The following is a 21,846-nucleotide window of genomic DNA, read 5'->3' on the forward strand; positions in this document are numbered from 1 at the left end:
ACTCAGCTCCCTCTCTCATCTCAACTCAACTTTTCTCAAATCTATTCCCAATTATATCCTGCTGCCTTATTTAAAAACAATCACTTTTATAAGAATACTGCCCGTTCCCGCAATTCTGCCTTCACGCATTTTGCGAATGCGGCGAAAGCTTTGCTGCGGAATTGCTCTTTGCGGCGAACCAGCCGCGTAGTCGTGTACTGGTACTGTTTCGGGACCGGATAAACGCACAGCCGATTATCAGCTCTGGAAATGACCGATTCAGGTACTAGCGAAAAGCCGAGTCCTGCCTGTACGCAGTTCAACATCATTTCCATAGTGCTGATTTAGATCAAGTTCGCGTTCAGTATACCCTCGCTGCGAAGCCATTCCTCGCTTGCTGTCCTAAACGGGCATCCCTTCGGAAATACGACCCAAGCAGCATTCGCGATACTTGGGATCTCTGATGAATCTTGTCCTTCAGCTGCCGTTAGCAGAACGACTTTATCCCGAATCTCAACTTCAATTTCAAGTTGGGACATATCAAAGTCACCCGTGCAAAAAGCTCCGTCCAACTGACGGTTCAACACTTTCTCGTAATTTTGCGGCGATGTTCCGTTGATTAGCGATAACGCGACTTCTGGGTAATGACGTTGAAATTCAGACAGCGCCTTGATAAACGGGTCCGAGGAAGCAAAAGTCTCCACGATGCCAATGGCAAGCGGTCCTGACGGATAATCCGGCTCCCTCACCGCCATGACGGCTTCCTCGGCCATTCGAATAATGTCCAATGCATATTTGCTGAATGCGAGCCCCTTCTCAGTTGGCGTTACACCCTTAGGATGTCTGTTGAACAATTGAATGCCTAGCTCCGATTCCAGCTTGCGGACACGTGCTGTGACATTCGACTGCACGTAATCCAGCCTCTGCGCGGCGCGGGATATGCTGCCTTCCTCCATGATCGCCATCACTACTTTTAAATCCGTTAATTCCATGAGAAACCCTTTGCTTGAAGCATCATTTTTTTTGATATATATATCAATATCAATCATTTTACAGTATGAATATACCGGATTACAATCATGTCATGAAAACAATACTTCTGGCAGTCAATAAAATTACTGCTATTTGTACATTTGAGGAGGATATCAATATGAGTACGTATACCAAGCTTTTGTCCGCATTTCAGTTAGGTTCCCTGCTACTGCCCAATCGGGCGGCGCTTTCACCGATGACACGTACGAGCGCAGAATCAAATGGCCTGGCAAACGACCGGATGGCGCGGTATTATGCAAGGTTCGCGAAAGGCGGGTTCGGTCTTATCATTACAGAAGGCATTTATCCGGACTTGTTGAACAGCCAAAGTTATAAGAACCAGCCTGGCATTGCCAATGAAGAGCAAGCCGAGTCTTGGAAGCCTGTCATACAGGCAGTACATCGCGAAGGCGGACGAATAATCGCGCAGCTGATGCATGCTGGTGCCCTCGTTCAGCACGATGGATTTATACCGGTAGCGCCTTCAGCTGTTAAGCCGGTCGGTACGATGTTAGAAGATCACGGAGGTAGCGGGGAATTTACCGTCCCAAAAGCGATGACGATATCGGAGATCCGGAAGGCAATCGATCATTTCGCCCAAGCCGCCCTTCGCGCCAAGCTGGTCGGATTCGATGGAGTTGAAGTGCATGCCGCCAACGGCTATTTGCTCGACCAATTCATTACCAATTACACGAACCTCAGAACCGATGATTACGGCGGTTCTACGGAGAGACGTATCCGGATCGTGGAGGAAGTATTGAGAGCAATCCGCGACGTTGTAGGCCCAGATTATACAGTAGGCGTGCGCATCTCGCAAGGCAAAGTGAACGATATCCACCATAAGTGGGCAAACGGAATCGAAGATGCCAAAATCATTTTCCAGAAACTGAGCAATGCTTACCCGACCTACATTCATACAACCGAATACAAAGCGTTTGCGCCCGCATTCGCAGACGGCGGCCCCACACTGGCAGAACTCGCCGCAAAGTACGGCGGCTTGCCCGTCATCGCGAACGGCAAACTAGGCGAGCCTGCAAAGGCGGAACAGCTCTTGACGGCGAATAATGCTGACCTTGTCGCGATCGGCACAAGTGCATTAGTAAATTCAGATTGGGTGAATAAATTGAAGGAAGGAACCACGCTTAACCATTTCGACCATCGCTTCCTGCACCCCATCGCTACGCTACGAGATGATGAAGTAGTCGTATAAAAACGGATATTGGTTTATCCAATGCTCGCTGTAATATTGGACTGCTTGTAATACGCCAATACCCTTTTCGGGTATTCCCCCATTCAAAGGCTTTATCCTTAGGTATTCCTAAAGATAACTGCCTTTTTATTTTGGTCCTCGGTTTCTTCCATTACTTCCATAAGCACATGCGTAACCTTCTTCGAATCCATTTGTCCATATCCTTCAAAATACTCGACGTTTCCGCAAGCTAGAAATTACCGCACCATCCCATCAAGTACTTTCGGTTCTTTGTTCACATTCGCCTGCTCTTTTGGTTTTCACGAAGATGTGCCCCTCAACTATATTTCTCCGTTAGTTTAATCCTCAGGCTGACTTAAGACAGTAGAAATAAAAGAGTCAACGATGCAGTGTGTTGAATTAGAAGTGGAACTTAATTGGGGAACAAATAACGTACCTATGAAGAACTTATGCTCAAGTAATTCAATAATTCTTGGGTTGCCAATGTAATCCGTTCCAACTATTCTTAATCCGGCTTCATGAATTTGTTTTTCATATTCCGAACTAAGTCCATAGTTACATCTGAATTGTTCAATGACATTTTCAACTTGATAAATATCATAGATTCTCGAGGGTTTCTTTACTATGACTTCACCTTTTTGGCCGACTAATGAGCAAGCCAGTTTACTGATAACTACTTGATTTGCGTGTGGATCGCGTTCTTCGTGCCCAGCATTCTCCAGCATCATTTTGTTTCTTGCATATTCCATAATGATGTATTGAAATCCAGCGCATGTCCCTAACAAAGGTATATTGTTTTCGCGTGCATATTGAATAATGCTAAGTACCCCATCAACGGAATCTGGGAACCCTGGACCTATCCAAAAACCCTGAAAGGTTTCCTTGATGGTATCCAGTTGTTTAATTATGGCAGCGGTAGGAATCCACTCATACTCGATAAAAACTCCTAATTTCCTAAATGAATGTAGAAGTGCATCGTTAGTAGCAATCTGTGATGGATATTCTGGACGAAAGTCACCAACAATCCCAATTTTCATTATGTATGCCCCCTTCAAATTCAACTAGGAAATTATACCATATGTTAGCAATTGTCCATGTCCTCCATCGGGAATAAGATGAATGCAATATCCACTCACATTCGCCTTACCGAAGATTTACTACTATAGAAATGAGTGAATCAAAAATAATATAGCAAATGCTAGTCCACATCTTAAATGCCATTTCTTATCGAGTCTTCTGTAACGGAATAAACCTGAAATCGGTACCGGAAACAGGACGATTAGTGCAAGAAGCCCGGTAATGTTGTTGAAATCCCATTTAAAACCATACATAAAAACGGCAACCGCATGGAGAGTAATGAGTGCGATAGCGAGAATCGCAATCGAGGTATGATATTTTTTGACAATACGAAGTAGTATAACCATACCTTTTTTTAGACCAGCTAAGGTTGCCCAAATACGCTGTTTGATTATAAATGCTAAAACATAATTCGCTAACACTACGAATAAGGCTATTCGGGCATTGGAGCCATAATCCTTGAATGTATGCTCAAAACGACGATCATGCAATGTTGCTGAGGGTAAATGAAGAAGACTCCAAAGCTGCCATATGAAATAGATTGCGGACACGGCTATCGCACCAAATACCCATATTCGTTCTTTCTTTGGAATCCATAATGGTTTTCCTTCTACATTTTTCTGAAAGCTCATCTTAACTCCTCCAACTCTTATTTATATTTGTACTATATCCCCTTTTTATGAAAATGAAATGAGAAGCACAAAAATAACCAACGATTATGTTTGTGTCACCGAACAAGAAAAAAAACCGCAGCATGAAGCATGCCGCAGTTCTCTAACTCGTATTACTTTAGATCGTTCCATGCCGAAGCTCAACTTAGGAACTGACATCCGTATCAATGATTTCATCCAGTTCTGAACTATGTTCGTTTGCGGCTGCAATAATTTCTTGATCAACCTTATTACTTCCTTGAATTTGCTCCGCAGCTTGGGCTTGATTGTTCAGTTGCTTAACAATTTGTCCTGTGCCATGAGCTCCTTGATGTCCCCTACTGGATGTCATTGTATTTATCCTCCAAATTCGAAAATTGATCTACCTACTAAATTATTCGCTGAAATGTTTTTAAGCATCACCTGGTTGATCATGTGTATTATTTGGTGCAGATTGGTCAGGCGATTTTCGAGTTCGAGATTGCAGTTCCTTATCTACGGTTCGCTGAGATTTGGTTATCTTGGTTTTAGTTTTATCGGACATTGAGATTACCTCCCTTTCACCCATTTGAGTAATTTGAAACATATATATTGTACTCACTTAAGAAGTAATATAAGCAGACATATTGTGCCAATCACTTAGTTGGTCGACGCAATTAAACAATAATTTCTTACTGGGAACTAAAGCTTTTCAAATATGATTACTCTTGCATAATCATCCCTTAATCTCCACAAAATAAAGCACATTTATTATCATGACCCAAGCCTTCTAAAAAAGACTTGCTCAGCTGAGACAATAAAGTCAATTAACCCCATATCCTGACTCTGAAGCAACATGTGAAACTCATATCTGTCATCCACTCTATATACTTCCTCATATAACCACCATGAGTTTTCCAATCCATCATCTTGCTTAATTATCGTAACATTCTCAAAGATCACTTCGTCAATGTTTGTAAAACCACCAGAGGTGTCAAGAATTAGTGTTATTGATTGATCATTCTGAATTGATTTGGTAATCTTACAATCATGAAAGCTGAAATTCTCAACAATTCCTCTATCCAATGATAATGAAGCTTCTTTATGATATTTTCTGAAATTTACACCTGTTGTCTCTACAACCCTTTTATTATCCTCACAAAATTGAGCTACAGCATTTATAACATCACTTGTTGCTTTATTTAAGGCAAAAACCCTTAGATCGGCTATCTTATTCAAAATGGTTTCTGGTAATGACTTTCTTAAATGCTCTTGATTATAAATGATCGATTCATGAAATTGTTTCGTTTCTTTATCTTTATTGAAAGGCTCATTCGTTCCGTTCGCTTGCATAATGGAAGCCACTTCTTCTTGGAGCTGAAGCCATTTGTTTAATTCATCTTTATAGAGTTGTTGAAAATATGCTTCTGAGAATGTTCCCGCTTGTTTTTCTTCCTCTAAACCTAAATGAAAGCTCATTTTTTGACAAAGTTCGTACCATTCTTTCGTAAAATATTTCATTAAATAATTTTCTCCTCACTACTCGCTACTTAAATGAACAAAAAAAGGAGCACCGTGAGTCAGGCTCCTTCACTATCGCAGTTGTTCCGCCAAACCGATTAGAATTCCTTCATTTCCACGAATGTAGCAGAGCCGATACGAGTCCTCGTACTGAACCACTTCGCCAACGAGCTGAGCACCATACTTAATGAGTCTGGATACCACTTCGTCAATGTCTTCAACGGTGAACATGACACGTAAATAACCGAGGGCATTTACAGGAGCAGTTCGGTGATCTGATATGGTAGGTGGGGTGAGAAATCGCGAAAGTTCCAGTCGGCTGTGGCCATCTGGGGTAACCATCATAGCAATCTCTACACACTGTGAACCCAGCCCGGTTACGCGACCAGCCCATTCACCTTCGACAGTAGCTCGCCCTTCGAGCTTCAAGCCAACCTCCTCGAAAAAAGAGATTGCGTCATCAAGGGATTCTACAACGATGCCAACATTGTCCATTCTTAGTAATTTGCTTTTTGCCATAGTTTTATCTCCTTTAATTACTCATATACCAAAACCCAATATTTCCCTTCTGCATTTCCTTCTTCAACAACTTTCTTCCAACCATTATTCTCATAAAACTTTATCGCTTTTTGATTTTCGGATACACATTTCAATGTTACTGGCTTATTCATTTTTTCTATAGAGGCATTAACCAACTTACCACCAACACCCTTACCTGAGCAATCAGGATGAACAAATAAATTATGTATAAAATCATCTGGCAGGTACAATGAAGCAAATCCAAGAATATGAGTATCTTCCTCTGCAATAATAATATACTCTCCTTCAGTATGCTTATCGAAGTCTTCTAAAGTCATTTCTTCTGTATCTGCCCAATGAAAACTATTACGACGAGATTCTAGATATATAAGTCTTAAATCAGGGTAATCTAATTCATTTGCTACTCTAATATTCATAAGTTCACTCCAACTTTTTTTATATAAATAATAACATAATTTTTTAATCTATATATCCAGGAGAAACCGTAGGAGGAAACGCATTTGATTTATCAATAATTGAATCTATTTTGTCGCTTTTAAATACACATCATTTTTTTGTATGGCAATAGCATTCTGTTGGTCAACACCGACTATTTTAAATAATTTGCTCCCTACTTCTGCATCATTTGCTTCACCGTTGTTTTGAGGCATTGGACGTACTCTTTTTCTTATCTCACCTATCTGATCTCCAATATCCTTGGATGGTACGTTCTCAGCAGATATACCATAAATAATTTTCAACATAGGTCACCTCACCCTGAATTTACTAGGTTCCCCGTTTATAAATGCTCTTTCAATTGGTTAATGATTTCTCCATATTCTTCTTCTGTCAGTTGCTTTTCGATCATCAAATTCGATAAAGATTCATTTTTGCTGCAATAAATACATGGCTGGCTCATATGTCATTCTCCTGTTCTATGGGTTTATTAACGATAATCAATTTTACCATAAATAGGAACTGGTTGGTCAGGTAAAAAAAAGACCCACAGCAGCAAGCTGAGGGTGAAATTTTTGCTATCAATTCCTTATGTCGTATAAGTTCGTCCAAGCCCTATCTCGTTAAGAAGCTGCCTATAAGCAATGGATGTACGATCAGCTGGGATATGGGCTTCCGCTTGCAGATCAAGCGGTAAATCTTCCGGAGTCTGTGCTTCGACCATTTCGCGATCCTCTTGAAAGACTTGCAGATTAAATTTGATGGTATCTTCAACCGGAGTATCTTTATCAAAGTTTCGGGAAATTGGGCTAAATAGCCGTGTATAGCGGGCAGATACCGGCGATGCACAATTCAATATCATCAGTTTTCCATCGTTTGGAAAGTAAACAGTTAGCGACGCCGCAAACGGAGGGAACACACGAAATTCTCTAAGCCATTCAAATCCCTCGGGCGCAGGATTATCCTGACCTTTTCCGTAATTGCTAACCGTACTCCAATACTCAGCAAGTAATTCATTCCCTTCCCGCATGACTTTGTATTGCGGTACTTCGGTGTTATTACGGTCACCGAATGTTTCTGTATGCACATAAGCAAAGTGCGATACATCTAAAAAGCCTTCAAGCTGACGCCCGGCTGAACCAGCAATGTCGAAGCTTGGTGGCAATACATTTACATAATCCGGGTCATCCCATCCTGGAAACTCTGGTATATCCACTTCACTGGATATAATAGATGTCCAAATCAAGCCATATTTTTCTATTGCCGGATAGACAATTAATTTTAGTTTAGGCGAAATTTTAGCATCGGGATGCGCGGGAACAGACGTACACTTTCCTTCACAGTTATAACGAAAGCCGTGATACGGACAAACGATTTCCCCGTTCTCAACCCAACCCTTACTAAGTGGAGCACCTCGATGAAAACAAAGATCACGAGCAACAACCACCTTATCGTTGCTGCGGTAACAAACGAGCTTTACATCCAATAGCTTTACACCGATCGGCTTTTCTGTGACTTCGCTTGCTTGAGCAATAGGATACCAATATTGGGCCAATACCTGCCAATCCTGTGGTGTGAACGTACAGTCACGGGGAAGTTGGATATCAACGTTCGTTTCCTTGTTTTCAGATATCATCATCGGGCTCACCTCACGGTTCATTATCATTCCTTACTAGTAACATCTTACTACTGCGTAATTTTAATGAGCAATATCAATGACGATATTTTGTTTGAACAACCAAAAAGGATGATATTTGTTAGAATTGTTTATAAAAAATCCGCCCTATAGGCGGAAATTAATTTTAAGCTACATTAAATTGGTTTTTCTCCGTATAAGACAAAGTTCCAAGAAAATTTTCTCAAAAATTTAAAGTACGTTAACAAAAACCCATCAATGTCCTGGAGGAAATTATAACAAATATTTGATTCCATTGTATTGATCGTGTTTGCTTTTCGTATTTTCTTAATCCCAATCGACAATGGTGTTGTTAGATGGAAAGTTTCTAAATCAGCCACTTTAAAATAATGATTAAATTCTGTTAACTCAGACCACTTTATGTGTTTTTTGGGCTTCAAATAGGGATTTTCAATATTGGGACGAAACATCCTATAGAGCATTACAAAAGGATTGCCGTAAAGGTTTTCAAGAAACACAATTTTTCCATTTGGTTTAAGAACACGATGTATTTCTGAAAGTGCTGTTTTTCGATCTACATATTGAAGAACACTAAACGACGTAATAATATCAAACGTATGATCTTGAAAAGGCAATTTCTGAATATCTCCATTCACAAAGAAAGGTTTCTTATATCTATCCTTGGCTTCATTTATTTTGGCAATGTCCACCTCCACTCCATAAACGTTATTACTTATATTAGACATTACATTTGTAATTAGCCCAGTCCCACATCCAATATCTAAAACCATGCTTTCCTCATTCATACATGAATCAATATAATAAAATGCACGTATAACCATCGTATTTAAAAGATAAATAAAGTTATCCTCACTATCCATAACACTGTTTAGCCAAATATCATGCAGTTTTTCTGTTTTATTGTTAGGCACCGTATGGTCCCCCTCCTAGTTCCCGTTGAAATTAATCCAATTTGATTTTAAAGGTTCCAATGATACGATTATTTTCTTTATTGCATATTGAAGCTAGAAAATAGTTTGTTGGATTTAACGATGCTGATCGAATTTCAATCTTACATTTTAATCCGTCATATTCAATAAAATTGAACCATGTTTCTCCATTATCATTAGAATAAAACAAAACTGCTTTAGCATCTTGCCTCCCTAAATCATTTACAGAGTTTACCCAAACTTGATTCCTATTTCTAGATTTCACATTTACAATACTGTAAATAGGGTTACGTCTTATGGGATCTGGCAAAGTTTTTTTGCTCATTTTTATGCCGTCTATTGTTTTTATTAGAAAATTCGTCCCACCTAAATAATCACTTCCGAACAGAACTCCATCCGTTAAGGAAACTACAGAAGTGTATCCTCCTGTATCTATATGTCTTTTATTTATTAATCGCCACCCATGTTGATTGGGAGAAGACCTTACTGAATAATTTTGCATGGAATCGTTTATCCACACTCGTTTTTTATTGTCACCATCTGTAACGAACAGCTTCTTAAGGCGGCTGCAATACCTAATCAAATGAATATGCTTATTGGCTCCTTCCTTAATAAAGAAATCCGATTTAGTAAAATTTTCACTAGTAGTAGGGCAGTAATAAATATAAGCCACATTCTGCCACCCTTTCTTTTCCACCCATACATTCGCATACTCTCCAAGGAAAATAGTCCCTTTATCATCTTCTGTTATTCCATAATTATGAATAAATACACTATGTGGAGTGCTTAGTTGTAAAACGATATTGAACGTTGTTCCGTTATCTTTACTTTTGTATACGTTTCCATCACTACAAACATAAATGTTGTAATTATGACTTACATAAATTGCATCTACGCTTGAAGAAAATGTAAAAACATCTGTATAAGTAGTACCTTCATCGTTACTTCTAACAAGAACATTTAATCTATCGTTGGCCACCCCTAGCAGCTCTTCGTTGCTAACGATATATACAAGTGTCCAAGAAACAGGAAGCAACTCACACGTACCACCCTCAATTTTCCAGTTGAATTTATCTCTATCTAACATTTCTTCATCAGAATACTTTAAGCTTGACTTATTCATCAGATGAATAACATTTTTTTTGTTAATTTTCAAGAAATGTGCTATTTCCCAAACTAAAAATGATAGAAATTCTTCAAACTTTTTATTAATAAATAAGTATAAGATGAATGTTTTGGATCTCCTTATTATTTCAACTAGTAGAGGAAAACCTTTCAGGTTAAGAAAACTAGAAAACTCTTTAGTAATCTGTGGGATTTTTGTTTTGGACATAAACAGTCATCACCCTCATTTCCTTTTTCATCAATTTCCGCCACCCCATTATACCATATATTGGAATTAGCAGGTTTAAAAAAATCATACAGAGAGGCTGACTCCAGCACTACACCAGTGTCAAAATGTCATATGACATTTTCAGCGGATATCCACCCGGCTCTGAAGTTATTGATACGATTTGACAAAGCACTCTGTCCGTTACTACCCATGTCACATGCTTTAGTGCCGATTTGTAACTAGTATTCATGATAGTGATTGCGTAACAATTGGACTACTGAAGACGACGCAATAGACTTGTATACAGAAAAGTCGAACTTCAAGAAAATCCATGAGGTGAATACGATGAACAAAAGTAGAAAAATGATTTTCGGTGGAGCTGCCGTAGTGTTAAGTGCAGCGATACTAACTGCAGGCTGCAGTACGAAACCCGCTGAAAAACCGGAACAGACAGGAACAATCCGCCCCATTGAGACGGCTCAAATATCTCAAAACAGTATTGCAAAATCACTTGAAATGCAGGCGAAGCAGCTAAAGACGGTGGATCCGAAACAACCATTAGATGATTTAAAACCGCTAAAAGACATGATAGGCAATGCCAACTATGTTGGTTTAGGAGAGGCTACTCACGGGAGTTCGGAGATTTTTACGATGAAGCATCGCCTTGTGAAGTATTTGGTCACTGAGCTGGGCTTTACCAATTTTGGGATTGAAGAGGATTGGGGCAACGGTTTAAAGCTGAACGAGTATATCCAAACGGGAAAAGGTAACCCGAGGGATTTTTTGAAGCTGTTGTACCCAACGGATGAGATCGTCGCAATGGTAGAATGGATGCGGGAATACAATGCCGATCCTATAAATAAGAAGAAAATTCAGTTCATCGGACTCGACTTGAAAATGCTGGATCAAAGTGTCTTTGATAAAGTGATCAACTATGTAAAGGAACATCATCCTGATTTGCTGCCGGAAGTCGAGCAAAGCTACAAAGAGTTGTCGTCGGTGGCAGGTAATCTACAGGAATATATGAAGCTTACTGCTGAAGTGAAAGAAAAGCATAAGACTAATGCGCAGAAAGTAGTCAAACTACTTGAAGACAAAACAAAGTCAAATAATGAAACGGGTTCACTCGAACTAGCTTGGGTGATAGGAACGGCTAAGGTGATAGAGAATTTTACGAAGATGGTGATTCCAGCTGACTATCCGACCATGGTGAAGCTGCATGATCAGTATCTAGCCGAGCATGCCGTTTGGGCTCAAGGACAATTTGGCGGGAAAACGATGGTTTGGGGGCACAATATTCACATAGCCAAAGGAGTTATCACGGAGAAGTGGTATCCTAAAGTCGCCGGGGAGTTTCTGAAAGAACGTCTAGGCGATCAATATGTAGCAATTGGCACCACCACCACAGAAGGCAAATTCACAGCATTCAGTGAAGGAAAGATTGCAGCGGATACCATCCAGAAGAACGAGAACAGCTCCAATTATATGTTTGGTCAAGTTCCATACGCTCAGTTCCTGTTAGATCTTCACAAATTGAATGGAGCCGCGCAACAATGGGTAAAAGAAAAGCAGCCCTTCTTGGATGGCATTGCACAGATCGTTCCTAACGAACCGCAATATTATGATGTTTCCCTTCAAGAGCAGTTCGACATCATGGTTCATATTCAAAAAACGACTCCGTCGCATATCAAGTAACATGAAGTAAAAAAGCTGAGCTACCTTTTTGTGAAAAAATCATTCCAGCTATCATGATTGCTTGAATTTCAACATAACCATGTATATCAGAGATGATTACAGGAGGTTAAATCATGGAAGAAAACGCAGCCCTTCATTCTCAGACCGTCGGCGAGCGAGGTCCCGTTCTGGAACAAGACAGTGTTTTACATGAAACTCTGGAGAGCTTCGTACATAGCAAAATAATCGAGAGACCCGTACACGTAAAGGGTTATGGCGCATTCGGATACTTTCAGACCGTGAACTCCATGGCGTCACACACCCAGCTTTGCTTTCTGCAGAATCCTGGTCAACAGGTCCCTGTGACAGTAAGATTTTCCCTTGCAGTAAGTAACAAGGGTACCCCTGACACTTCCCGGAATGTACGGGGATTCTCCACTAAATTTTATACAGAAAAAGGCGTATTTGATTTATTATGTAATCATATCCCTGTATTTTTGGTTCGAGATGCCATTCGATTCCCTGAATCGATCAAGGCCTTTTTGCCATCGCCGGTCAATAATTTGCTTGACCCTGAACGATTTTGGAGCTTTATCGCCAGAGCGCCGGAATCAACGCATTTCCTCGTTCAGCTATACTCGGACGCCGGGACGGTCAAGAGCCTCCGCCACATTCCGGGCCATAGTGTCAACACCTATGTTTGGAGGAACACACAGGGTAACCGAACTTATGTGAAATATCTCTGGTATCCTCTTGCCGGTATTGAGTATATCGATCGTCACCAGGCAGCCCAATTAGCGGGGGAAAATCCCGATTACGCTGGCAAGGATCTCTATGACACTCTTGCTTCAGGGAAGACGGTCGAATACGGGCTTTATGTTCAGCTGATGAACCCCGCAGACGCAGTCAGCCTGCCCTATGATCCACTGGATGATACGAAGGTTTGGGATATTAGACAATATCCTTTGTTGCCGGTAGGTCGGCTCGTATTAAATCGTAATCCGGATAACTACATGGAGCAAGTCGAGAAAATCGCCTTTTCACCTTCTAATCTTTTGGAGGGAGCCGAATTATCGGATGATAAGATGCTGCAAGGACGGGCGAATATATACACGGATTCACAGCGGCGGCGCTTGGGACCTGATTTCCGGAAAATTCCTATCAACCATCAGCATAACTGGTCACCCGGTTCGCTGGAAACAAGTGGCGAAGGTAGATTCGTAGAAGGTCGCCTCGTAAGATCTGATTTGCCTAAACCTGATAATTTTACACAAGCGGGAGAGTATTATAACTCCCTTCCACCTGTTCAGCAGGAACACCTGATTGAGAACCTTGCTGCCGATCTCTCCAGCATATCTCATGAAACGCAAAGTGTTGTTATGAGCTACCTATACCATGCATCAGCAGAGTTAGGAGAACGGGTTTCCAGACAGATTCAGATGCAGTCAAACTAGATATAAACAAAAAAGCAGCCAGACACCCTGATTCAGGTGTGTTCGGCTGCTTTATTCTGTGCATGTAACTATTCACCTTCTAAAGAAAGATGGCTTGTTGTTTTGCGCACTTCACGAAGCATCAACAACCCGATTAACAAGGACGCAACACCAATAATGACTACTAATGCTCCTATCTCCAAATTGTAGGTTGTCAGCGATCCATGACGAAATGCCATTCCACGTAGTAAACGATTCAGCCAGTTCATGGGCAATGCCCATGCAATGATCTGAAAAAACACAGGAAAAGCAAGCGGAGTCAACTGAATCCCCGTAGCCAGAAATGACGGATACAAGACAAGGCTTGTTCGCAAACCCACCTTGGACGCATCTTTGGCCGTATAGCCAATCAATAATCCCGTTAGTGACAAGGCAAAAGAATAAATTAGTAATGGAATAATAAAAATATAAGGCTCAGCTTCAAAACGCATATTACCTATTTGCTTTAATAGACCATAGCTCAGGATTAATGAGCATGTACTCAGCACAGCATAAGGAACGCTGCGGATCCAGAGCTGGGCAGGCGATACGCCATTCGCAAGCAGCTTCCCTTCTTTGCGAAGACGAGGCGCGATCGATCCAGCTGCGCTGGTTGTCATCATCAGCACGATGATATTCACAAATCCGATGACCATAAAGTCTACATAACTGGTTGTTGGATTAAACAGCATTCGCTGTTGGAGAGATAACGGCGATATAAGCCCTTTGGCCATATCCGCCTCCATCCCACTTTGCCCCAGACGTGTCATGGATAAAGTCATATTTTCTGTTGTGAGGATCTCTTGAATGGCGGTTCGGATACCCATTAGCCCTGAGGGCATCGTGTTATCCATTAGAATCCCGATATTCGCAGATTTGCCTTGCAACTTACGCATCTCTAGTTGATTAGGAAGCATAATGACGGCTACAGCCTGCTCGTTTGCCAGCAAGGTTTCGGGGTCTATGCGACCCGCAAATACATTCGTAACTTTCATGTATTGGGACGCGTTCAGTTTCGAAATCAGTTGTCGCGAATAAGCACTGTGGTCTTCGTCGATAACAACAACTGGTGATTTGCTAATTTGGTTCTTCGAGAACATCAACCCAAAAAACAAAGCGGCTATCAGCGGTGCGATAAAGATTGTAAGAAGGTACTTGCTGCTCGCTGCGTACTTCCACTCCTCAATCAACGATTTCATCAAGGTCCACCTCCGCTGTCATACCAGGAAGAAGATCGGAGTTTGAATTTACGGTTATTCGAACAAGATACATGCTTAAATCAGCTTGCCCTCTCTCGCGTGTCATACGTAAGCTGGCAAATTGGGGGGCGGCCGAAATCGAAGCGACAACGCCATCGACTTGGGCAAAACGCTTCAAGTATGGAAAATGAACTTGAATGCTTTTATTGACATCAAGCTTCTGAATTTGCCCTTCCTGCACATAAAGGTCCGCATAATAGCTTGTTTTTTGCACGACTGCAATCGGCATACCTTGCGCAAGCTGATCTCCCGGCTTAACCATGATTTTACTAATCAATCCATCATTAGGCGAAAGGATATCCATATCCGCTCCTTCGGCTGTTTTAACTTTGAATAGAATGTCTCCCTGTTTGACGGAATCTCCCGCAGCAGCGTTTATTTTAACAATTATCCCCTTACTTTTGTCAAACACAACCATGTTTTGCTCCGCCTCAAGCACGCCTTGCTTTCTACTCTCCGCCTGACTAACGGCATCTTTGCCTTTTGCAGCAAGAAGAGCACCTCCTGCAATAACCACGATGGCAATTCCAATATAAATGCCTGCTTTAAAATTCATTGTTCTCTCTCCCTCTCCATGAATGCTTGATTTTCAAACGGTGTTCTCTGCTGCTTCCAGCGGATTCTGCACCTAACACCTCCTAAATACACCGCCGCTTTAAAATATGATGATCATAATATATTATAGTCATCATATTTTAATTCAGTCAATAGCAACCTGTATGTCTGCTCATGACAAGCGGCTATAACAGGAGAAATTGACACGTTTTATTATGATGACTATAATATTTTAAGATAGACTTATACGTAACGGAGTGATTACAATGCCCTATCCTGAAGGTCATAAGTTTAAAGTTAGAGGTAAAATCATCGAAAGTGCCGCTCAAGCTTTTCGTACGAATGGGATTCGTGACATCAGCGTTCCTTTTATCATGAAAGGTGCCGGACTGACGCATGGAGGGTTCTACTCGCACTTTGACAACAAAGAGCAACTGGTTGCCGAAGCCTGTCGCTATGCCATTAGCGATACGATTTCATTTTTGCAGGAAGTCGCTGACCAGGAAAATATAGGTCCCAAAATCAATGCCGTCATTGATTACTATTTAAGTACGCAGCATCGCGATAGAACTGAGATTGGCTGCATCCTTCCCGCCCTTTCCAGTGAAATTTCACGTTCCTCCGATGAGATTCGGCGGGTGTTCACCCACGAGTTGGAACGAATGATTGATTTTATTTCCGAGGTCGGGAAAATAGACACAGCCAAAGGTAGCGTACTGCTTAGTACTATGGTCGGAACTCTAGTCCTGGCACGCTCAGTTACTGACAGTAAACTTAGCGGGGACCTTCTCACAGCTGGCAAGAAGCATGCGAAAGAGCTAATTAAGACCTGATGTCACAAGTCTCATTAGCCGCGAGCTGAAGACCAACGAACTAATTAGCTAAAATTTCGTTGATCTTCTTCTCCAGCATTGCAAGTCCTGCTTCAGGATCCAGCCCGCCCAGAACGATGCTTTGGAGATCCTCCGAAAGCGTTGTAAAGATCGTCGCATACTTGTCGGTTTGCGGCGCAAATTTAACATGATGCTGATCTTCGATAAAGAGCTTCCTATAGGGCAGTTGTTGATACTCCTCGCTTTGCAGAACAGCTCGATTCGCCGGCACATGTCCCGCAAGCCCCCAGGTCTTGCTGCCAACTTCAGAGAAATACTTCATGAAGACCATTGCTGCACGCTGCTTCGCCTTAGTCACATAGGCAGGCACCACCAGCGTATGCGAGCTCCCCCAATGCGAGAAGCTGCCGAATATGGGAGGAAGGGGCATCATGCCGACCGGCAATGACTTCTCGCTGAGATGGTGACCTGCTTCCCACACGCCTCCGAACCATAGCGCGGCTTCCCCCTCGTGGAAGGAGTCCCATGGCGTTTTATCGTTTAAATCGGACAAATGATTAGCGTAAAGCTGCTGATAAAACTTCAGCACGCTGAGCGCTTTCTCGTTATGGATGGCTGCTTTCGACATATCGGAATTGAGCAGCTCACCCCCTGCTTCATAATATAAATTCAGGAATGGTTCCTGAAAGTAAGGCGTGTTCACTGCGAAAGGCTGAACACCGGCTACTTTCGCTTGAATTTGCGTCAGCATGCGAATGAAACCCTCCGGCGACGCCTCGCCAAGTTTCGGCGTCTCATCTTCATTCAACAAACCAGCTTTTTTCAAAATCGCCTTGTTGTAGTAAAGCATGTGAAAATGCGTATCAAGCGGTACAGCGTACGGTTTGCCACTAAAGCTCACACTCCGTAAATTGGACTCCTCAATTTCTTTGAAATCGAATCCGTTTTCACCTGCCAAACCGTCAAGCGGCACAATCTGTTTCGCCTTAACGAACGGCGACATCCGATCGACATGGGCAACTGCGACATCCGGTCCCTTCCCAGAAGAAAGTGCTGTACTCAATTTCACGTAGTATTCATTGGATTCCAGCCGAAGCTGTTTGACGAAAATCTCCCTCTGCGAGACATTGAAGCCTTTAACAATTTGCTCGACGAAATCCCCCTCCCCACCGCCGAATGGATTCCAAAACGAAATCTCCACAGGAGCTTCATTGCCGATTGATGCTGCTTTATTTTTGGCCATTTGCTCGGCACTGCCATCAGAGTTTGTCGAACAACCTGAGACCGTGAGCGCCAGCATAACGATAAAGGATAGAGGCAGAGCCCGGTACTTCCTAAACATAACAGTTCCCCCTCTCTCTCTGTTTAATCAATACTAATTTTAGTAAGCGCTTGCAAATATAGATATGAAAGGAATCGACTAGACGTCGGCTCTAGTTCGATTCCGATATTCCGATGGGGAAACCCCCGTAATCTTTTTAAACACTTTAGAGAAATATTTCGGGTCCTGAATCCCTACCAAATGACCGATGTCCGCCGTTTTGAGCTCGCCTGTTAGCAGCGCCTTCGCCTTCTCAATGCGGATGCGGGTCAAATGCTCCAAAAAGCTTTCACCCATTTCTTTTTTGAACAGATTGGCAAAGTAATTTTTACTTAAATGAACTAGCTGGCTGATCGATTGCAAGGAAATTTCCTGATGATAGTACATCTGCATGTATTGGGCTGCCTTAATAATCCCGTTACGGTCACTGTTATATACGTGAATCATGTGCTGGACAAGCTCCTCGAAAGCCTGTAGAAACCACGCTTTACTCTGCTGGATCGTCTCCAATTTGGCTAACTGGTCAAAATATTGCTTTTTCAGATGAAGAATATTGTGCTGATCGCTGGAAACGTCCGACCAAAGGGTCGTCAACATAATTAGGAGCTCCAAAGAGATGATATGTACCATGTCAGAATCTTTGCGGGAAGCGAGATGCTCGAATATTTCTTCCAAATAGGCTTGCAGTTCCTCAGATTGAAAAGCATAGACCATCGAATGTATGTGATTCGTACTCACCTTGATAGGCTCGGTTTGTTGATTCTGCACAGGAACGTAATCCACACCGTAGACAATCACCTTCCCGCTGCCGATAAACATTTTATACTTAGCGGCGGTCATAGCTTGCTCATGCGCATTCTGCAAATCTGACCAAGCCATGATGCCTCTGCTGACCCCAATGGTACAAAGCATCTCATAGTGATCTACCAGATACGTAAGAAGCGATTGCGCGATTTCCCTCACTGCCTTCAAGTCTTGAGCCTTCCTCGAAAATAAAAGCACATTCATTTCGCCTAGTCTATCTGGGAACACTTCGTAGCTAGCCCCATATTCCCCCGCCACAACGCGATCCAACGCACTTCGTATATAGGATTGCCCTTCCGTGATACCCAGCTGCAAAGCATTTTTCCCAATATGCAGCACATAAAGCGGCAGCTTGGCATCCAGAAGTCCCAAACTTTCGATAGCGCTCTGCACGCTTAACTGTTCTGTCCCTGTACCTTCGACAAGATCCAGCAGCAGCTTTTCTTTCCATAATGGCTGGGCGCTTGCCGATTGCTTCTCTTCCCTGTTGGGAGACGCCTCTTCTAAGGCTTCCTTCACCTTCATCAAGGCTTGTTCGAAATCTCGCGGCATCATATCCGACTTGATTAAATATTCCGAAACCCCGTAGCGGATCGCTTCCTTGGCATATTGAAAATCCTCCAAATTGCTGAGAATCAGGATTTTCATGTGGGGGCTAAATTTACGCACTTCTGAAATTAAACCAATGCCGTCCATTATTGGCATTTTGATATCGGTAATCAGAATATCCGGCGGCTCCTGGCGGATGAACGCAAGGGCTTCTTGTCCGTTGGCTGCTTCTCCAATAACGGTTAACCCCATCTTTTCCCACTCGATCATAGACCGAATCCCATACCTGACAATATATTCATCTTCGACAATCACGACGCTAAACATGAATCTCCACCTACTCCATATAAGGAAGCCGAATACCGATTCGCGTACCGGTTCCAAGTTCACTTTGAATGTCTAAGCCATACATTTTACCACAGATCAGTTTGATGCGTTCATCCACATTCGATAAACCGATGCCACCGAGCTTTTCACCGAATGTCTCTTGATGTGTACGAAGGCGCTTTACAAGCGATGGCTCCATCCCGCAGCCGTTATCCGCTACTTCAAACCTGATGCCGCCCCCGGAATGCAGGCTACAACGAATATGAATCTCACCGCCTGATTCCCGCTCGGTAAACGCATGGAGAATGGCATTCTCCACAATCGGCTGCAAAATCAGTTTCGGCGTTCGAAGTGTGCGAACATCTTCATCCAGATATACGAACGTTTCAATATGGAAGTTGAATCTGAATTTTTGAATGCCCAGATAACACTGTACATGTTCAATCTCTTCTTCAACCGTAACCGTCTCTTCGCCTTTGCCTAAACTGATACGGAGCAGCCTGGATAACAGACTAACCATTTCTGCGGCATTATTCGCTTTCTGCAACAAGGCTGTCCATTTAATAATATCCAGCGTGTTATATAGAAAATGAGGGTTGATTTGTGCCTGCAGTGCTTTCAACTCTGCTACGCGCTTATGGTTCTGTTCTTCATAGACTGCTTTAAGCAGCTCATCAATTCTGGCAACCATATAATTAAAATTCTCGCCTAATATATCAAATTCATCATTGCGCCGTTTGGCCTTGAATCTAACGCTAAGATCTCCCGACATTACCTGGCGCATCAGACGGATCATTTTCAAGATTGGATTAGAAATCGAATTCGCCAAAAATATGGCCGTTAAGATCGAAAACAGAATACAGATCAACGCAATAATCATTATAATTTGCAACAGACGATTGGTATCTTTATACAACGATGATTCCGAGATGACATTGACCACAATCCAGTCGTTCGTATGCAATTTTTTATAATTGACAATCAGCCGCTGACCGTCATGCTTGAGCGGAAAGGCCAACTCCTCCGAAGGCGTACGAAATAATTGGCTGTAACCGCTTTCTCCCAACACCTGTTTGACACTCTTGCCAAGCAACTGGCTGTCTGGATAAGAAATAATTTGTCCGCTTCCGTCAATAACAAAGCTTTGGATATCCATGTTGCTCTTCGTTGTCCTATCGCCGATTTCTTTGAGCACATCTTCGCGAATGTCCAACACGGCAATAATGCCTACCGGACTATCATCAGAAGTCTTATAAATTTGTTTGGCCAAAGAGAACACATGGACATTCTGTGAATTCAAACTGTCTACATACGTACCCAGACGGGTTGGAAACCAGCGAAAATTGCTCCCGTCCTCGAGCGTTCGAAGGAACGGTGAAACTTTCTCATTCGAGCGGTCGTTCCAGCGGTAAATCCCTTTGATGTAATGCTTCGGTGACAGGAAGGAGATCGACTGCAAATCCTGATTAATCGCTATGATCGTTGAAAGCTTCGTCGTAAGTGAAAGAGAGTCCAAATCATACTGCGCAGCATCTGTTCGATCTAGGACTCGCAGCATGGAGACGATGTCGTTGTTGCCTACGACCTGCATCATCATATCTTTGTATATCCCAAGTCGGGTGTCGATATTTTCGGCTGTTTGCCTCAATAATTGTTCCGAGTACTCCGTCACCTTCTTGTTAATCGTTGATTTGGAAATCGAAAATGACATAAAACCCATGGCAAGCAGCGGCGTTAAGGAAAACAGAAACAAAAGCAGCATCCATTTGTAGCGTATGCTGCTCGTCCATATATTCATCCATGAGATGTAGCGATTCCACTTCGATTTGTTAGTCTTCCCTGCTGTTGGGGTCATCGCAACAACCCTTTCTACGTTAGAGGATCTTTCCTTTACCCTTTAATTCCTGACATTGCCACACCTTGCACGATATGTCGCTGCAAAAGCACGAAAACCAGAATAGTGGGTATCGCCGCAATCGCGCTGGCTGCCATAATGAGATTCAAGGACATCGTATTATTCGACAAAAAGGTTGGCAGTCCTGCTGAAAGAATCATATTCTCTTGCGAGGTAATCGACAAATAGGGCCACAGGAAATTGTTCCACGATAAGATGAAGTAAAAAATACCCACGGAGACCATCGCCGATTTCGTAAGCGGCAAGCAAATCCGCGACCATAACCCAAAATTCCTGCAGCCGTCAATTTGTGCTGCCTCTATGTAGTCCTTTGGAACGCCGTCCATGAACTGCTTTAGCAGCAAAATACCTATGGGATTCGTCAATCCTGGGAGAATAATCGCCCAGATGTTATCGATGAGTTTCAGATGCAGTGTTGTTTCATAAAGCGGAATGAGGATCGCTTCCGTTGGAATAAGCAAGCCTGAAACAATGAGCAGAAAGAACAAGCCTTTGGATTTAAATGCTAATTTGGAAAAGGAAAAGGCTGCCAATGAGCTGAAAAACAAGGAAAGAATCGTTGTTATCACGCCGATCGTGAAGCTGTTCCAGGTCCATCTCAATATTTGCGAATCCTTCAACACTTTAGCATAATTAGCCATATTTAGATCAGTGAATTTCAACCAGTCCTGAAGTGTGTATACATAGACACCGTCCGGTTTAAGCGACACCAGCAGCATCCAGATCAGGGGAAAAATAAAGACAAGGGCAAGCACCACGGCGATGACGTTAAGTGCGATTGGTTTCATTGTTCAT

Annotated in this window: 21 protein-coding genes and 2 pseudogenes; 4 read left to right on the forward strand and 19 right to left on the reverse strand. The window is 42.4% G+C overall.

Annotated elements, in window-relative coordinates:
- Positions 1–86: 86 nt before the first annotated feature.
- Positions 87–1,028, reverse strand: a pseudogene (locus tag LOZ80_RS12475) (LysR family transcriptional regulator).
- A gap of 101 nt (positions 1,029–1,129) precedes the next feature.
- On the opposite strand from LOZ80_RS12475, the gene LOZ80_RS12480 reads away from it, so the two are divergent.
- Positions 1,130–2,221, forward strand: a complete 1,092-nt coding sequence (locus tag LOZ80_RS12480; protein ID WP_238171741.1) for an NADH:flavin oxidoreductase — start codon at positions 1,130–1,132, stop codon at positions 2,219–2,221.
- Here the strand turns inward: LOZ80_RS12480 and LOZ80_RS12485 are convergent.
- From LOZ80_RS12485 to LOZ80_RS12535, 12 genes and pseudogenes are all read right to left on the reverse strand, one after another.
- Positions 2,190–2,492, reverse strand: a pseudogene (locus tag LOZ80_RS12485) (group II intron maturase-specific domain-containing protein); the annotation flags it as partial. The gene LOZ80_RS12480 and the pseudogene LOZ80_RS12485 sit on opposite strands and share 32 nt — an antisense overlap.
- Positions 2,493–2,559: 67 nt before the next feature.
- Positions 2,560–3,258 carry a CTP synthase C-terminal region-related (seleno)protein gene (locus LOZ80_RS12490; RefSeq protein ID WP_238171742.1) on the reverse strand — a complete coding sequence of 233 codons (699 nt, stop codon included), beginning with the start codon at positions 3,256–3,258 and terminating at the stop codon, positions 2,560–2,562.
- A 123-nt stretch (positions 3,259–3,381) separates the two neighbouring features.
- The gene (locus tag LOZ80_RS12495) at positions 3,382–3,930 is read right to left on the reverse strand and encodes a hypothetical protein (protein WP_238171743.1); all 549 of its coding nucleotides are present in this window, start codon (positions 3,928–3,930) and stop codon (positions 3,382–3,384) included.
- A gap of 184 nt (positions 3,931–4,114) precedes the next feature.
- Positions 4,115–4,300: a hypothetical protein gene (locus LOZ80_RS12500; RefSeq protein WP_056623138.1), complete on the reverse strand. Its 186-nt coding sequence runs from the start codon at positions 4,298–4,300 to the stop codon at positions 4,115–4,117.
- Positions 4,301–4,360: 60 nt separating this feature from the next.
- The gene (locus LOZ80_RS39165; RefSeq protein ID WP_283214758.1) at positions 4,361–4,492 is read right to left on the reverse strand and encodes a hypothetical protein; all 132 of its coding nucleotides are present in this window, start codon (positions 4,490–4,492) and stop codon (positions 4,361–4,363) included.
- Between the two features lie 209 nt (positions 4,493–4,701).
- Entirely contained in the window at positions 4,702–5,448 is a 747-nt protein-coding gene (locus LOZ80_RS12505; protein ID WP_238171744.1) for a DUF4085 family protein, read from the reverse strand.
- Positions 5,449–5,520: 72 nt separating this feature from the next.
- Positions 5,521–5,967 carry a VOC family protein gene (locus LOZ80_RS12510; RefSeq protein WP_238171745.1) on the reverse strand — a complete coding sequence of 149 codons (447 nt, stop codon included), beginning with the start codon at positions 5,965–5,967 and terminating at the stop codon, positions 5,521–5,523.
- A gap of 17 nt (positions 5,968–5,984) precedes the next feature.
- On the reverse strand, positions 5,985–6,404 hold the full coding sequence (locus LOZ80_RS12515; protein ID WP_238171746.1) for a GNAT family N-acetyltransferase: 420 nt from the start codon (positions 6,402–6,404) through the stop codon (positions 5,985–5,987).
- A gap of 105 nt (positions 6,405–6,509) precedes the next feature.
- Positions 6,510–6,731, reverse strand: coding sequence for a hypothetical protein (locus LOZ80_RS12520; RefSeq protein ID WP_238171747.1), 222 nt, complete (start codon positions 6,729–6,731; stop codon positions 6,510–6,512).
- A 281-nt stretch (positions 6,732–7,012) separates the two neighbouring features.
- Complete coding sequence (locus LOZ80_RS12525; RefSeq protein ID WP_238172970.1) at positions 7,013–8,059, reverse strand: aromatic ring-hydroxylating oxygenase subunit alpha; 1,047 nt, start codon at positions 8,057–8,059, stop codon at positions 7,013–7,015.
- A gap of 176 nt (positions 8,060–8,235) precedes the next feature.
- Positions 8,236–8,991: a class I SAM-dependent methyltransferase gene (locus tag LOZ80_RS12530; RefSeq protein WP_238171748.1), complete on the reverse strand. Its 756-nt coding sequence runs from the start codon at positions 8,989–8,991 to the stop codon at positions 8,236–8,238.
- Between the two features lie 31 nt (positions 8,992–9,022).
- Positions 9,023–10,342, reverse strand: coding sequence for a WD40/YVTN/BNR-like repeat-containing protein (locus tag LOZ80_RS12535; protein ID WP_238171749.1), 1,320 nt, complete (start codon positions 10,340–10,342; stop codon positions 9,023–9,025).
- A 345-nt stretch (positions 10,343–10,687) separates the two neighbouring features.
- On the opposite strand from LOZ80_RS12535, the gene LOZ80_RS12540 reads away from it, so the two are divergent.
- Positions 10,688–12,037, forward strand: coding sequence for an erythromycin esterase family protein (locus tag LOZ80_RS12540; protein ID WP_238171750.1), 1,350 nt, complete (start codon positions 10,688–10,690; stop codon positions 12,035–12,037).
- A gap of 113 nt (positions 12,038–12,150) precedes the next feature.
- Positions 12,151–13,470 carry a catalase gene (locus LOZ80_RS12545; RefSeq protein ID WP_238171751.1) on the forward strand — a complete coding sequence of 440 codons (1,320 nt, stop codon included), beginning with the start codon at positions 12,151–12,153 and terminating at the stop codon, positions 13,468–13,470.
- A 68-nt stretch (positions 13,471–13,538) separates the two neighbouring features.
- Here LOZ80_RS12545 and LOZ80_RS12550 read toward each other — a convergent pair whose 3' ends face one another.
- Together LOZ80_RS12550 and LOZ80_RS12555 are read right to left on the reverse strand one after the other, a co-directional pair.
- Positions 13,539–14,687, reverse strand: coding sequence for an ABC transporter permease (locus LOZ80_RS12550; RefSeq protein ID WP_238171752.1), 1,149 nt, complete (start codon positions 14,685–14,687; stop codon positions 13,539–13,541).
- Complete coding sequence (locus LOZ80_RS12555; protein ID WP_238171753.1) at positions 14,671–15,303, reverse strand: biotin/lipoyl-containing protein; 633 nt, start codon at positions 15,301–15,303, stop codon at positions 14,671–14,673. The genes LOZ80_RS12550 and LOZ80_RS12555 overlap by 17 nt, the downstream gene beginning before the upstream one ends.
- Before the next feature lie 265 nt (positions 15,304–15,568).
- Between LOZ80_RS12555 and LOZ80_RS12560 the strand changes: the two genes are divergently transcribed.
- Positions 15,569–16,135 carry a TetR/AcrR family transcriptional regulator gene (locus LOZ80_RS12560; protein ID WP_238171754.1) on the forward strand — a complete coding sequence of 189 codons (567 nt, stop codon included), beginning with the start codon at positions 15,569–15,571 and terminating at the stop codon, positions 16,133–16,135.
- Positions 16,136–16,175: 40 nt separating this feature from the next.
- On the opposite strand, the gene LOZ80_RS12565 is transcribed toward LOZ80_RS12560, so the two are convergent.
- From LOZ80_RS12565 to LOZ80_RS12580, 4 genes are all read right to left on the reverse strand, one after another.
- Positions 16,176–17,477 carry an ABC transporter substrate-binding protein gene (locus tag LOZ80_RS12565; RefSeq protein WP_238171755.1) on the reverse strand — a complete coding sequence of 434 codons (1,302 nt, stop codon included), beginning with the start codon at positions 17,475–17,477 and terminating at the stop codon, positions 16,176–16,178.
- Between the two features lie 78 nt (positions 17,478–17,555).
- On the reverse strand, positions 17,556–19,136 hold the full coding sequence (locus LOZ80_RS12570) for a response regulator (protein WP_238171756.1): 1,581 nt from the start codon (positions 19,134–19,136) through the stop codon (positions 17,556–17,558).
- A gap of 10 nt (positions 19,137–19,146) precedes the next feature.
- The gene (locus LOZ80_RS12575) at positions 19,147–20,991 is read right to left on the reverse strand and encodes a cache domain-containing sensor histidine kinase (RefSeq protein WP_238171757.1); all 1,845 of its coding nucleotides are present in this window, start codon (positions 20,989–20,991) and stop codon (positions 19,147–19,149) included.
- Positions 20,992–21,026: 35 nt separating this feature from the next.
- Positions 21,027–21,839: a carbohydrate ABC transporter permease gene (locus tag LOZ80_RS12580; RefSeq protein ID WP_079410035.1), complete on the reverse strand. Its 813-nt coding sequence runs from the start codon at positions 21,837–21,839 to the stop codon at positions 21,027–21,029.
- Positions 21,840–21,846 lie beyond the last annotated feature (7 nt).

Origin of the sequence: Paenibacillus sp. HWE-109, from assembly GCF_022163125.1 — a bacterium.
Lineage (GTDB): Bacteria > Bacillota > Bacilli > Paenibacillales > NBRC-103111 > Paenibacillus_E.